General features: G+C 65.8%; 14 protein-coding genes and 1 tRNA gene. 13 read left to right on the top strand and 2 right to left on the bottom strand.

Going from position 1 to position 13,685, the window contains the following annotated elements; all coding sequences use genetic code 11:
• From ACV22V_RS13800 to ACV22V_RS13775, 6 genes are all read left to right on the top strand, one after another.
• Positions 1-1,506: an RNA polymerase factor sigma-54 gene (locus tag ACV22V_RS13800; RefSeq protein WP_059526090.1), complete on the top strand. Its 1,506-nt coding sequence runs from the start codon at positions 1-3 to the stop codon at positions 1,504-1,506.
• 159 nt (positions 1,507-1,665) lie between these two features.
• Complete coding sequence (gene hpf, locus ACV22V_RS13795; RefSeq protein WP_006477786.1) at positions 1,666-2,025, top strand: ribosome hibernation-promoting factor, HPF/YfiA family; 360 nt, start codon at positions 1,666-1,668, stop codon at positions 2,023-2,025.
• A gap of 169 nt (positions 2,026-2,194) precedes the next feature.
• A complete protein-coding gene (locus tag ACV22V_RS13790; RefSeq protein WP_059526091.1) occupies positions 2,195-2,734 on the top strand; it encodes a PTS sugar transporter subunit IIA in 540 nt (179 codons plus the stop codon).
• A gap of 119 nt (positions 2,735-2,853) precedes the next feature.
• Complete coding sequence (gene hprK / locus ACV22V_RS13785) at positions 2,854-3,822, top strand: HPr(Ser) kinase/phosphatase (RefSeq protein WP_011353227.1); 969 nt, start codon at positions 2,854-2,856, stop codon at positions 3,820-3,822.
• A 77-nt stretch (positions 3,823-3,899) separates the two neighbouring features.
• Positions 3,900-4,808: an RNase adapter RapZ gene (gene rapZ / locus ACV22V_RS13780; protein WP_059526093.1), complete on the top strand. Its 909-nt coding sequence runs from the start codon at positions 3,900-3,902 to the stop codon at positions 4,806-4,808.
• Positions 4,809-4,834: 26 nt separating this feature from the next.
• A complete protein-coding gene (locus ACV22V_RS13775; protein ID WP_059526095.1) occupies positions 4,835-5,470 on the top strand; it encodes an LON peptidase substrate-binding domain-containing protein in 636 nt (211 codons plus the stop codon).
• Between the two features lie 119 nt (positions 5,471-5,589).
• On the opposite strand, the gene mutY is transcribed toward ACV22V_RS13775, so the two are convergent.
• Positions 5,590-6,696 carry an A/G-specific adenine glycosylase gene (gene mutY / locus ACV22V_RS13770; RefSeq protein ID WP_448014204.1) on the bottom strand — a complete coding sequence of 369 codons (1,107 nt, stop codon included), beginning with the start codon at positions 6,694-6,696 and terminating at the stop codon, positions 5,590-5,592.
• A 37-nt stretch (positions 6,697-6,733) separates the two neighbouring features.
• Entirely contained in the window at positions 6,734-7,561 is an 828-nt protein-coding gene (mutM, locus tag ACV22V_RS13765) for a bifunctional DNA-formamidopyrimidine glycosylase/DNA-(apurinic or apyrimidinic site) lyase (RefSeq protein ID WP_059526099.1), read from the bottom strand.
• 86 nt (positions 7,562-7,647) lie between these two features.
• On the opposite strand from mutM, the gene ACV22V_RS13760 reads away from it, so the two are divergent.
• The 7 genes from ACV22V_RS13760 (at position 7,648) to pth (ending at position 13,628) form a co-directional block, all read left to right on the top strand.
• A complete protein-coding gene (locus tag ACV22V_RS13760; RefSeq protein WP_059691460.1) occupies positions 7,648-9,471 on the top strand; it encodes a tetratricopeptide repeat protein in 1,824 nt (607 codons plus the stop codon).
• A complete protein-coding gene (lolB, locus tag ACV22V_RS13755) occupies positions 9,471-10,091 on the top strand; it encodes a lipoprotein insertase outer membrane protein LolB (RefSeq protein ID WP_223963944.1) in 621 nt (206 codons plus the stop codon). The genes ACV22V_RS13760 and lolB overlap by 1 nt, the downstream gene beginning before the upstream one ends.
• Before the next feature lie 27 nt (positions 10,092-10,118).
• Positions 10,119-11,000 carry a 4-(cytidine 5'-diphospho)-2-C-methyl-D-erythritol kinase gene (gene ispE / locus ACV22V_RS13750; protein ID WP_448014203.1) on the top strand — a complete coding sequence of 294 codons (882 nt, stop codon included), beginning with the start codon at positions 10,119-10,121 and terminating at the stop codon, positions 10,998-11,000.
• 53 nt (positions 11,001-11,053) lie between these two features.
• Positions 11,054-11,130 (top strand) — tRNA-Gln (locus ACV22V_RS13745).
• Between the two features lie 44 nt (positions 11,131-11,174).
• Entirely contained in the window at positions 11,175-12,137 is a 963-nt protein-coding gene (locus ACV22V_RS13740; RefSeq protein WP_059526106.1) for a ribose-phosphate pyrophosphokinase, read from the top strand.
• 162 nt (positions 12,138-12,299) lie between these two features.
• Positions 12,300-12,908 (top strand): 50S ribosomal protein L25/general stress protein Ctc, encoded by a 609-nt coding sequence (locus tag ACV22V_RS13735; RefSeq protein ID WP_059526288.1) that lies wholly within the window; start codon positions 12,300-12,302, stop codon positions 12,906-12,908.
• A 120-nt stretch (positions 12,909-13,028) separates the two neighbouring features.
• Positions 13,029-13,628 (top strand): aminoacyl-tRNA hydrolase, encoded by a 600-nt coding sequence (pth, locus tag ACV22V_RS13730; RefSeq protein WP_059526108.1) that lies wholly within the window; start codon positions 13,029-13,031, stop codon positions 13,626-13,628.
• Positions 13,629-13,685: the final 57 nt, after the last annotated feature.

Raw genomic sequence — 13,685 nt, 5'->3', positions numbered from 1 at the left:
ATGAAAGCCAGCCTTCAACTCCGCCTGTCGCAACACCTGGCACTGACGCCGCAACTGCAGCAGTCGATCCGGCTCCTGCAGCTGTCGACGCTCGAACTGCAGCAGGAAGTCGCGATGGCCGTCGCGCAGAATCCACTGCTCGAGAACGACGACGAATGGATCGCGAGCCCGCTGCGCGTCGCGGCGGACGGATCGCTGATCGCGCAGACGCCTCCCGGCCAGAACACCGAGCCGGGTGCCGCGAACGGCAGCAGCCAGTCGAGCGACCGCGCCGAGCGCGACGAGCCGGCCGCTGCCGACGAATACGACAGCTACGCATCGGGCGACGCCGGCGACGGCCCGCAGTGGAATCTCGACGAGTTCGGCCGCTCGAGCGGCGCATCGGACGACGACGACCTCCCCCCGCTGCAGGTACAGGAAGCGGCGACGTCGCTGCGCGACCACCTGTCCGCGCAATTGCGCGTCACGCAGGCCAGCCCGCGCGATCGCGCGCTCGTGATGTTCCTGATCGAATCGCTCGACGACGACGGCTACCTGACCGCCTCGCTCGACGAAGTGCTCGCCGACCTGCCGCCGGAACTGGAAATCGACTGCGACGAACTGAATGCGGCGCTCGCGCTGCTGCACAGTTTCGATCCGCCCGGGGTCGGGGCCCGCTCGGCGTCGGAATGCCTGAAGCTGCAGTTGTTGCGCCTCGATCCGTCCCCCACGCGCACGCTCGCACTGGAGATCGTGTCGCAGCATCTCGAACTGCTCGCCGCGCGCGACTTCACGCGGCTGCGCAAGCACCTGAAGGCGAGCGACGATGCGCTGCGCGACGCGCACGCGCTGATCCGTTCGCTGGAGCCGTTCCCCGGCGCCGCATACGGCAAGGCCGAGGCCGACTACGTCGTGCCCGACATCATCGTGAAGAAGGCCGGCCAGGGCTGGCTCGCGGAACTCAATCCGGAAGTGATGCCGCGCCTGCGGATCAACAACCTGTACGCGAACATCCTGCGCAACAGCCGCGGCGATCCGTCGGCCGGATCGTTGAAACAGCAGCTCCAGGAAGCACGCTGGCTGATCAAGAATATCCAGCAGCGATTCGACACGATCCTGCGTGTCGCGCAGGCTATTGTCGAACGTCAGAAGAATTTCTTTGCGCACGGTGAAATTGCCATGCGCCCCTTGGTTTTGCGGGAAATAGCTGATACGCTGGGCCTACACGAGTCGACTGTCAGCCGTGTGACAACAGGCAAGTACATGCTGACCCCGTTCGGGACGCTTGAATTTAAGTACTTCTTCGGATCACACGTTTCGACCGACACCGGAGGCGCCGCATCGTCGACCGCCATCCGAGCCCTGATCAAGCAACTGATAGGAGCTGAAGACCCAAAATCGCCACTTTCGGACAGCCGCATTGCCGAGCTGCTGGCAGAACAGGGATTCGTGGTCGCGCGCCGCACGGTTGCCAAGTATCGCGAAGCCCTCAAAATCCCGGCAGTGAATCTGCGCAAGTCTCTTTAAGCCTGCTGCCTGCCCGGCGGCAGGCGTGTTCCGGCCACCGCGCACACGGGGAACAGGCCGGGCGACTCGTCCGCGAATTTGCCGCTACCTGCGGCAGGGGCAAGTCGACCGGAGCGCCGCCTCGATGCGGCCGGGTGGTCACTCGCTTGGAGAAGCACTATGAACCTGAAGATCAGTGGACATCATCTCGAAGTCACGCCTGCAATTCGCGAATACGTGATCACCAAGCTGGACCGGGTGCTACGGCATAGCGATCAGGTGATCGATGGCACTGTGATCCTCTCGGTCGACAATCACAAGGAAAAGGACAAGCAGCAGCGCGCGGAAATCAACCTGCACCTGAAGGGCAAGGACATCTTCGTCGAAAGCGCGAACGGCAACCTGTATGCTGCGATCGATCTGCTGATCGACAAGCTGGATCGCCAGGTCGTCAAGCACATGGAGCGTCTGCAGACCCATGCGCACGACCCGATCAAGCTGCAGCCGTCGATCGATCAGATCGAACTGCCGCCGCAATAACGTTCCCCGCAATACACACGCCGCCCGGTTCGCCGGGCGTTTTTTTTGTGTCCGAGCGGCAGTGGTGCGACCGGTCCGTCCATGCCGCGCCACGCGCGCGGCTGTGCTCTATAATGTTCCGGTTATCGCCGGGGGGCGTTGGGTGCGGTAGCTGCCTTGCAGGTTTCCGATGCCGAACGCCTTGATATCGCCGAACATGGAAAATCAGTCTGCCGCCGCAAGGAGACCCCAGGCCGCCCAATCGCCTGCCAACATGAATCGCCTAGCCAAAATCCTGCCCATAGAGAACGTCGTCATCGACCTCTCCGTCACCAGCAAGAAACGCGTCTTCGAACAAGCCGGGCTGATGTTCGAGAATCAGAACGGCATCGCCCGCAGCACCGTCACGGACAACCTGTTCGCGCGCGAGCGCCTCGGCTCGACCGGGCTCGGCGAAGGCGTCGCGATTCCGCACGGGCGCATCAAGGGTCTCAAGCACCCGCTCGCCGCGTTCGTCCGGCTCGCCGACGCGATCCCGTTCGAAGCCCCCGACGGCCAGCCCGTCGGTCTCCTGATTTTCCTGCTCGTCCCCGAGCAAGCCACCCAGCAGCACCTCGAGATCCTGTCGGAAATCGCGCAACTGCTGTCCGATCGCGACGCGCGCGAGCGTCTGCACAACGAAACGGATATCGCCGAGTTGCATCGCCTGCTCACTCAGTGGCAACCTTGAGTTGATCCGGGCGGAATTTTTCCGGTACGAGGCGGCACGCGCCGCCTTCCAGGGCCGCCCGGCATGGCGACGTCCGTCGCCGCGCGCCTGAACACCGGCCCATTGGAGTGACGAGAGTCATGGATACGTCCAGCATCAACGCCCAGAGCATCTTCGACGACAACGCGGCCACGCTGAAGCTGAGCTGGCTGACGGGGCATGAAGGCTGGGAGCGCGGTTTTTCGGCCGATACCGTCGGCAACGCAACGTCGAGCGCCGACCTCGTCGGCCACCTGAACCTGATCCACCCGAACCGGATCCAGGTGCTCGGCGAAGCCGAAATCGACTACTACCAGCGGCAAACCGACGAAGACCGTTCGCGCCACATGGCCGAGCTGATCGCCCTCGAGCCACCGTTCCTCGTCGTCGCCGGCGGCGCCGCGGCACCGCCCGAACTCGTGCTGCGCTGCACGCGCTCGTCCACGCCGCTGTTCACGACGCCGATGTCGGCCGCTGCGGTGATCGACAGCCTGCGGCTCTACATGTCGCGGATTCTCGCGCCGCGCGCGACGCTGCACGGCGTGTTCATCGACATCCTCGGGATGGGTGTGCTGCTGACCGGCGATTCGGGCCTCGGCAAGAGCGAACTCGGCCTCGAGCTGATCAGCCGCGGCCACGGCCTCGTCGCCGACGACGCGGTCGATTTCGTGCGACTTGGCCCCGATTTCGTCGAAGGCCGCTGCCCGCCGCTGCTGCAGAACCTGCTCGAAGTGCGCGGCCTCGGCCTGCTCGACATCAAGACGATCTTCGGTGAAACAGCGGTGCGCCGGAAAATGAAGCTGAAACTGATCGTCCAGCTCGTGCGCCGCCCGGACGGCGAATTCCAGCGCCTGCCGCTCGAAAGCCAGACGGTCGACGTGCTCGGCCTGCCGATCAGCAAGGTCACGATCCAGGTGGCGGCTGGCCGCAACCTCGCGGTGCTCGTCGAGGCGGCCGTGCGGAACACGATCCTGCAGTTGCGCGGAATCGACACGTTGCGCGATTTCATGGATCGGCAACGACTCGCGATGCAAGATCCCGATAGTCAGTTCCCCGGCAAGCTCGTGTAACGCTCCCGCGCGCCGGCCTCGCAGCGCCGACGCGTCGAGCCGGTGCTATGATGAAACGTCAGGATTCTCTGCTTCCCATGCGCATCGTCCTCATCACCGGCATCTCCGGCTCAGGCAAGTCCGTCGCGCTGAACGCGCTCGAAGACGCAGGCTACTACTGCGTCGACAACCTGCCGCCGCACGTGCTGCCCGAACTCGCCCGCTACCTGGCCGACGGCGGCCAGCACCGGCTCGCGGTCGCGATCGACGCGCGTTCGAGCGCATCGCTGGACGAAATGCCCGGCCTGATCCGCGCGCTGTCGCTCGAGCACGATGTCCGCGTGCTGTTCCTCAACGCGAGCACGCAGGCGTTGATCCAGCGCTTCTCCGAAACGCGCCGGCGCCACCCGCTGTCCGGTTCGCCGTCGCACGACGCGAACGTCGGGCTGCTGTCCTCGCTCGAGGAAGCGATCGAGCGCGAACGCGAACTGGTCGCACCGCTCGCCGAATTCGGTCACCAGATCGATACCAGCACGCTGCGCGCGAACGTGCTGCGCACGTGGGTCAAGCGCTTCATCGAACAGAAGAACAACGACCTGATGGTGATGTTCGAGTCGTTCGGCTTCAAGCGCGGCGTGCCGCTCGATGCCGACCTGATGTTCGACGTGCGCGCGCTGCCGAACCCGTACTATGACCATGAGCTGCGCCCGCTCACCGGGCTGGACCAGCCGGTCATCGCCTTTCTCGACGCACTGCCGATCGTCCACCAGATGATCGACGACATCCATGCGTTCCTGACGAAATGGCTTCCGCACTTTCGTGAAGACAACCGCAGCTACCTGACCGTCGCCATCGGCTGCACGGGCGGTCAGCATCGCTCGGTGTTCATCGCGGAAACGCTCGCCGCGCGCCTCGCGCACGATGCGAACGTGATCGTGCGGCATCGTGACGCGCCCGTGGATGTCGACGCGTCGTCGCGGCTCGTCGCCGAGGTCGAACGACCTTAGCGACACCGCCCTCTTGCCGGTGCGCCATGTCCACGCTATCGACCACCCTGATCGACCTGCCGCTGTTTCCGCTGCACACGGTGCTGTTCCCCGGTGGCTGGCTGCCGCTCAAGGTGTTCGAGGCGCGCTATCTCGACATGTCCCGCGCATGCCTGCGCGACGACGCACCGTTCGGCGTGTGCCTGCTGAAGAGCGGGCCCGAAGTCGCGCAGGACGGCGCCGTGTCGGTGCCCGAGACGATCGGCTGCATGGCGCGCATCACCGAATGCGATACCGGCGAGTTCGGGATGCTGTACCTGCAGGCGATCGGCACGCAGCGATTCGAGCTTCTGTCGTATCGCGTCGAAGGCAACGGGCTGCTGGTCGGGATCGCGGAGCCGTTGCCCGACGACATTCCGCTCGAAGGCGAACAGGCGCTTGCGCAATTCGGCTCGTGTGCCGAGGTGCTGGAGCGCATCATCGAAGCACTGAAGAAATCCGAACCGGACAAGATGCCGTTCGGCGAACCGTTCCGCCTCGACGATCCGAGCTGGGTATCGAACCGCCTCGCTGAACTGCTGCCACTCGACCTGCGTGCGCGGCAGAAATTGATGGAATTTCCGGACGTCGGCGCGCGGATCGATGCCGTGCACCACGTGCTCGACCGGCACGGATGGCTGTAAGCCGCGGTCGGCCAAGCGTACCGCGGCGGCGTCGCCGAGCGGATCATCCTGGCGGGCAAAACACCCGCTGCGGCCCGGCGCTTCGGTGAGCGCGGCCGCGCCGCGCCCTTCCCCGTTCTTTACAGCAGCGGCCCGCTCAACGCATCGAGCAGCTTGCGCACGGGCGCCGGCACACCGTACGCATCGAGCCCCGCCAACGGCACCCACGCCGTCTCGGCATCCTGCGCGTGCGTGAACGGCTGCTCGCCGTCGGCCACATCGCTCAGCCGCGGCTCGATCTCGAGCCGGAAATGCGTGAACGTGTGCGTGAAAGGCGCGAGCGGCACCGGGCCGCCACCGCCGAAGCCGCGTGCGAGTTCCGCGAGTGCCGCATCGCCGTCTGCCTGCGGCAGGCACCACAGGCCGCCCCAGATGCCGACCGGCGGACGCCGCTCGAGCAGCACGGCGTCGCCGTCGCGCAGCACGAGCATCCAGGTCTTGCGCGTCGGCACGGCCTTCTTCGGCCGCGCGGCCGGCAGTTCGCGCTGCCGGCCCGTCGATTGCGCGACGCAGTCGCCCGCAAACGGACAGCGCGCGCAATCCGGCTTGCCGCGCACGCACAGCGTCGCGCCGAGATCCATCAGCCCTTGCGTATAGGCACTCACGTCGGCCGCGTTCGCGGCATCCGGCAGCAGCGATTCCGCAAGCGCCCACATGTCGTTCTCGACGCGCTTTTCGCCCGGAAAGCCTTCGACGCCGAACACCCGCGCCAGCACGCGCTTCACGTTGCCGTCGAGGATCGTCGCGCGCGCACCGTACGCGAACGACGCGATCGCCGCGGCCGTCGAACGGCCGATGCCCGGCAGTTCGGCGAGCGCTTCCGGCGTCGACGGGAATACGCCGCCATGCTCGGCGACGACGACCTGCGCGCAGCGATGCAGGTTGCGCGCGCGCGAGTAGTAGCCGAGCCCGGCCCATAGCGCCATCACGTCGTCGGACGGCGCGGCCGCGAGCGCGGCGACGTCGGGAAAGCGCTCGAGAAAGCGCACGTAATACGGGACGACGGTCGAGACCTGCGTCTGCTGCAGCATGATTTCCGACAGCCAGATCCAGTAGGGATCGCGGGTGTTCTGCCACGGCAGGTCGTGGCGGCCGTGCACGCGCTGCCAGGCGATCAGGCGCGTGGCGAACGTGCGATGCAGCGGCGTGACGGGGAACGGAGCGGGAGCAATGCGGGGCGGCTTCAAGTGTTCGAATCTTTGGAAAGTGGTTGCAACGCGCGACTCAACGCTGACAGGTCGGGCAGAAATAGGTCGAGCGCTGCCCCTGCACGATCTGGCGGATCGGCGTGCCGCATGCGCGGCAAGGCAGCCCTGCACGATCGTAGACGAAGCAGTCGAGCTGGAAATAGCCGCTTTCGCCGTTGCTGCCGACGAAATCGCGCAGCGTGCTGCCGCCGCGCTCGATCGCGTCGGCGAGGGTCGCGCGCACCGCGTCGGCCAGCCGCTCGTAGCGCGGCAGCGACACCTTGCCGGCGGCGGTCGTCGGCCGGATGCCCGCGCGAAACAGGCTCTCCGACGCATAGATGTTGCCGACGCCGACGACCATGTCGCCCGCGAGCAGCGCCTGCTTGACCGACACCGTGCGGCCGCGCGTGCGCGCGTGCAGCAGCGCGCCGGTGAACGCCGGCGAGAACGGCTCAACGCCGAGGCTCGCGAGCAACGGATGCGCATGCACGTCGCCCGCTTCGCGCGGGTGCCACAGCACCGCGCCGAAACGGCGCGGATCGCGGAACCGCAGCACGAATTCGTCGAAGATCCAGTCGATGTGATCGTGTTTGGCAGCGACCGGCACGCCAGCCGCGGGCAGCACGCGCAATGTGCCGGTCATCCCGAGATGAACGATGAACCAGCCCGCGTCGACCTCGAACAGCAGATACTTGCCGCGACGCTCGACGGCGAGCACCTCGCGCGCGCGCAATTGCTCGGCGAGCCCCGCCGGCACGGGCCAGCGCAGCATCGCGGTACGGACGTCGACACGCTCGACGCGGCGGCCCGCGACAAAGGGCTCGATGCCCCGGCGCGTGACTTCGACTTCTGGCAACTCTGGCATGTTTTGCGGGTCTGAGACTGGATTCACGATCGTGCGTGTATTGTAGCGAGCGCGTTACAATCGGTTGAAACATCGAACGGATTTCCATGACCTTGCCCTCGAAGCTGCTTCTGAAGCGCCCCGCCGCCGTGCGCGGCGCGCGCGCCTTCCCGGTCCGCCGTGCGCTCGGCGCCGCGCTGTTCGCCGCGTGGACCCTCACCGCCTTCCCGGCTCACGCGCAGAATCCGGCATCGGACGACGCGGAGCCGCAGGGCGCGTTCGAGCACGTGTTGCCGGACGAGAAAAAGGATCTCCCGGGCGTCCCTCTGACGAGCCAGATCGTCTACCAGGTGCTGGCCGCCGAGGTCGCGCTCCAGCGCAACCAGCCTGCGCCGGCCTACCAGACCTACCTCGCGCTCGCCCGCGACACGCGCGACCCGCGCATGGCGCAGCGTGCGACCGAAATCGCGCTCGGCGCGCAAAGCCCGGCCGACGCGCTGTCCGCGGCCGATCTGTGGCGCCAGTACGCCCCCGGTTCGAACCGCGCATCGCAAGTCGACGCCGCGCTGCTCGTGCTCGCCGGCAAGCCGGCCGACGCACAGCCGATGCTCGCGCGCGAACTGGCCCGCGCGACGGGCGAAACGCGCGGCCCCGCGATCCTCGCGCTGCAGGCACTGCTGGTGCGCGGCTCCGACCGCGTCGGCGGCCTCGCGGTGTTGAAGGACATGTTGAAGAACGACATGAATCGCCCCGAGGCGCAGCTCGCGATCGCGCGGCAGCAACTCGCGGTCGACGACAAGGAAGGCGCGGCGCAGTCGCTGAAGCAGGCGCTGCAGATCCGCCCCGACTATCTGCCGGCAGCGCTGATGCTGTCGCAGATGGGGCCGGCCGAGCGCAAGGCCGGCATCGCGTCGTTCGAGAAATATGTTCAGCAGAATCCGAAGTCGCGCGATGCGCGCCTCGCGCTGTCGCAGCTCTATCTCGCCGACGACCGTCTCGACGACGCGCAGAAGCAGTTCGAGACGATGCGCAAGCTCGACTCGAAGGACCCGACGCCGCTGATGGCGCTCGCGCTGATCAAGATCCAGCAGAAGAAACTCGACGACGCGACCGCGTACCTGAAGCAGTACGTGCAGCTCGGCGACAAGCAGCCGAACCTCGACGTCGGTCAGGGCTACATCTACCTCGCGCAGATCTCGATCGAGCAGGGCAACGACGCGCAGGCGTCGCAATGGCTCGACAAGGTCGACCAGACGAGCCAGCACTACCTGCCCGCGCAGATCACGCGCGCGCAGCTGCTGCAGAAACAGGGCAAGACCGACGAGGCGCGCAAGGTGCTCGACGACCTGCCGATCAGCGATCCGCGCGATGCGGCCGTGGTCGCACGCACCGACGCGTCGATCCTGTTCACCGCGAAGCGCTATCCGGAAGCCGAGGCGCGACTCGCGCAGGCGGTCCAGGATTTCCCGGACGATCCCGACCTGCGCTACGACTACGCCATGGCGGCCGAGAAGACCGGCCACTACGCGGCGATGGAAAAGCAGCTGCGCGAGCTGATCCGCACGCAGCCCGACAACCCGCAGGCGTACAACGCGCTCGGCTATTCGCTGGCCGATCGTAACCAGCGCCTGCCCGAGGCGAGCAAGCTTATCGACAAGGCGCTGTCGCTCGCGCCGAACGACGCGTACATCATGGACAGCCTCGGCTGGGTGAAGTACCGGATGGGCGACACGGCCGGCGCAACGAAGGTGCTGCGGCGCGCGTACGAGTTGCAACCCAACGCCGAGATCGGCGCGCACCTCGGCGAAGTGCTGTGGAAGAGCGGCGCGCAGGAAGACGCGCGCGTCGCGTGGCGTGCCGCGCAGAAGCTCGAACCCGACAACGACACGCTCGTGCAGACGCTCAAGCGCCTGCAGATCAACGGCCTTTGATGCGGATGTTCCCGATGTTTTCCTCGTCTTCCCGCGCGCTGCGCACGCTGGCCGCGGCCGGCGCCGCGCTCGCGCTCGTCGGCTGCGCGAGCACGCCGCCGTCGGCGAATGCGCCGTCGGGCACCGTGCTGCAGACGGCCGCGACACACGCGTATCACGGCCGCTTCGCGGTGCAGTACAGCGACCGCCTCGGCCGACCGCAGAACGTATACGGCAACTTCGACTGGCAGGAAAACGGCGACGACGTGTCGCTGGAACTGCGCAGCCCGCTCGGCCAGACGCTCGCGGTCGTGAAATCGACGCCGCAGGCCGCATCGCTCGAACTGCCGAACCGCCAACCGCAATACGCGACCGACGTCGGCGAACTGATGCAGAACGCGCTCGGCTTCTCGCTGCCGCTGGCCGGTCTGCGCTATTGGCTGCTGCCGACGCCCGCGCCCGCGACGCCCGCGCAGACGGTGCGCGACCCGGCGGACACGACGCACGTCAAGCAGATTCGCCAGGACGGCTGGACGATCGACTATCTCGCCTACGCGGACGCACCGGCCACGGGCGTCAAACGCGTCAACCTCGTGCGCGCGACGCCGCCGCTCGACATCAAGCTCGTGCTCGACCAGTAAGCACGTGAACCTAGCCCCGACATACGCATGACCGATTCGACCCGCTCGCTGCGCAACTGCCTTGCGCCCGCGAAACTCAACCTGTTCCTGCACATCACCGGCCGTCGACCGAACGGCTATCACGATCTGCAGAGCGTGTTCCAGCTGCTGAACTGGGGCGATACGCTGCACTTCACGCTGCGCGACGACGGTCGCGTCGCACGCGTCACCGACGTGCCGGGCGTGCCCGAGGAGAGCGATCTCGTCGTGCGCGCAGCCAACCTGCTGAAAACGCACACGGGCACCGCGGCCGGCGTCGACATCGAGATCGACAAGCGCCTGCCGATGGGCGCGGGCCTTGGCGGCGGCAGCTCCGACGCGGCGACGACGCTGCTCGCGCTGAACCGCCTGTGGCAGCTCGATCTGCCGCGTGCGGAACTGCAGTCGCTCGCGGTGAAACTCGGCGCGGACGTCCCGTTTTTTGTTTTTGGAAAAAATGCGTTCGCAGAGGGTATCGGAGAAGAATTAGCTGAGGTAGAATTGCCGACTCGCTGGTTCTTGGTTGTGACGCCACGCGTTCATGTCCCAACCGCTGAAATTTTTTCAGACGAGTTGTTGACAAGAGATACGAAGCGCGTCACAATTACGGACTTTCTTGCACAGCAAAACAGCGATGCGGGATGGCCAGACAGTTTCGGCCGGAACGACATGCAGCAAGTTGTGACAAGTAAGTACGCGGAAGTTGCGCAGGTGGTCAAATGGTTGTATGATGTGACCCCCGCGAGGATGACCGGCTCCGGAGCAAGCGTGTTTGCAGCGTTTCATAGCAGGCACGAGGCAGAAGCGGCGAAAGCCAAGCTGCCCGCCGGTTGGAACGGTGCAGTTGCCGAGAGTCTGAACGAGCATCCGCTCTTCGCTTTCGCGTCATGAAGTTTTGCTTTATCGGATGGCCTACAAGTCCGGTAAAGTTATCAGTTGAGTGTAGGGGAGTCGCCAAGTTGGTCAAGGCACCGGATTTTGATTCCGGCATGCGAGGGTTCGAGTCCTTCCTCCCCTGCCAAAAATTTTCCCGCATTTCCCGCCTAAGCCTGAAGCAGGTGCACGATGAGCAGCCACAGCCATGATGGCTTGATGGTCTTTACTGGTAACGCGAATCCCGCGCTCGCCCAGGAAGTCGTCAATATCCTTGGAATCCCCCTCGGCAAAGCAATGGTCAGCCGTTTCTCCGACGGCGAGATCCAGGTCGAGATCCAGGAAAACGTGCGCGGCAAGGACGTCTTCGTCCTGCAATCCACGTGCGCGCCGACGAACGACAACCTGATGGAACTGATGATCATGGTCGACGCGCTCAAGCGTGCGTCCGCCGGCCGGATCACCGCCGCCATCCCCTACTTCGGCTATGCCCGCCAGGACCGTCGCCCGCGCTCGGCGCGCGTCGCGATCTCGGCGAAGGTCATCGCGAACATGCTGGAAATCGCCGGCGTCGAGCGGATCATCACGATGGATCTGCACGCCGACCAGATTCAAGGCTTCTTCGACATCCCGGTCGACAACATCTACGCAACGCCGATCCTGCTGGGCGACCTGCGCAAGCAGAACTACTCGGATCTGCTCGTCGTGTCGCCGGACGTCGGCGGCGTGGTCCGTGCCCGGGCACTCGCGAAGCAGCTCAACTGCGATCTCGCAATCATCGACAAGCGTCGTCCGAAGGCGAACGTCGCCGAAGTGATGAACATCATCGGTGAAGTCGAAGGCCGCACCTGCGTGATCATGGACGACATGGTCGATACGGCCGGCACGCTCTGCAAGGCAGCGCAAGTGCTGAAGGATCGCGGTGCGAAGCAGGTGTTCGCGTACGCGACGCACCCGGTTCTGTCGGGTGGCGCCGCCGAGCGTATCGCCGCATCGGCACTCGACGAGCTGGTCGTCACCGATACGATCCCGCTGTCGGCCGAATCGCTCGGCTGCTCGAAGATCCGCTCGCTGACGAGCGCGAGCCTGCTGGCCGAAACGTTCTCGCGGATTCGCCGCGGCGACTCGGTGATGTCGCTGTTCGCGGAATCCTGATCGCGGAACGACACGACAAAGTATGCGCGGAAAGCGAAGCGGCAACGCTTCGCTTTTTGCACAATCGGACGGGATAGACGAAACCCCGTCCGTTTCATCGGGGGCCGCCATTTCGCCGGCCCCGTTTTACTGCCTGGTCGCGGGCAGCTAATGGAGAATCACATGAAAGTCGTCGCTTTCGAGCGCCAAGAGCAAGGTACGGGTGCGAGCCGCCGCCTGCGCAACGCCGGTAAGACCACGGGTATCGTCTACGGTGGCGAAGCAGCCCCGCAAAAGATCGAACTCGATCACAACGCGCTGTGGCACGCGCTGAAGAAGGAAGCCTTCCACTCGTCGATCCTCGACCTCGAAGTGGCTGGCCAGTCGCAACAGGTTCTGCTGCGCGACGTGCAATACCACCCGTTCAAGCAACTCGTGCTGCACGTGGACTTCCAGCGCGTCGACGCGAAGAAGAAGCTGCACACGAAGGTGCCGCTGCACTTCCTGAACGCTGAAGTCAGCCCGGCAGTGAAGCTGTCGAGCGCCATCGTCTCGCACGTCGCGACGGAAATCGAAGTCGAGTGCCTGCCGTCGGCTCTGCCGGAATTCCTCGAAGTCGATCTGTCGAAGATCGAAGCAGGTCAGTCGCTGCACGCGAAGGACATCGCACTGCCGAAGGGCGTGACGCTGGTCGCGCACGTCGACGCGGAAAACCCGGTTGTCGCCTCGGCGACGGTCCCGGCTGGCGCCGTGTCGGACGCAGCAGGCGAAGGCGAAACGCCGGCTGCCTAAGCGGCCGCCTACGCGCCCGTTCGATCCGTTTCAAGAAACGGTCGACGCAACCCGCCGCGGCTTGCCCGGCGGGTTTTTCTTTTTCTGCGCCCAGGCGGGCGCTGCCGCCTACGAAACGTCATGATCAAACTGATCGTCGGCCTCGGCAATCCCGGGGCGGAATATACTGCGACGCGCCACAACGCCGGCTTCTGGCTGATCGACCAGCTCGCCCGCGAAGCCGGCGCGACGCTGCGCGACGAGCGCCGCTTCCACGGCTTCTACGCGAAAGCGCGCCTGCATGGCGAGGAAGTCCACCTGCTCCAGCCGCAAACCTACATGAACCGCTCCGGCCAGTCGGTCGTCGCGCTCGCGAGTTTCTTCAAGATCCTGCCCGACCAGATCCTCGTCGCACACGACGAACTCGATCTGCCGCCCGGCACGGTGAAGCTGAAGCTCGGCGGCGGCAGCGGCGGTCACAACGGCCTGAAGGACATCACCGCGCATCTGTCGTCGCAGCAATACTGGCGCCTGCGCATCGGCATCGGCCATCCGCGCGACCTGATCCCGGAAGGCGCGCGCGCCGGCGCAAAGCCCGACGTCGCGAACTTCGTGCTGAAGCCGCCGCGCCGCGAGGAGCAGGACGTGATCGACGCATCGATCGAGCGCGCGCTCGCCGTGATGCCGATGGTCGTCAAGGGCGAACTCGACCGCGCGACGATGCAACTGCATCGCAACTGACTCCCACCGCACCGGCATGGTGCAACGTGCCGTCCGGCGGCGCCGGGCGGTGTCTCC

The sequence above is a fragment of the Burkholderia sp. AW33-5 genome (genome assembly GCF_053427615.1).
Note: the sequence above shows the minus strand (reverse complement) of the source record. Positions and strands in the feature narration are given on the sequence as shown.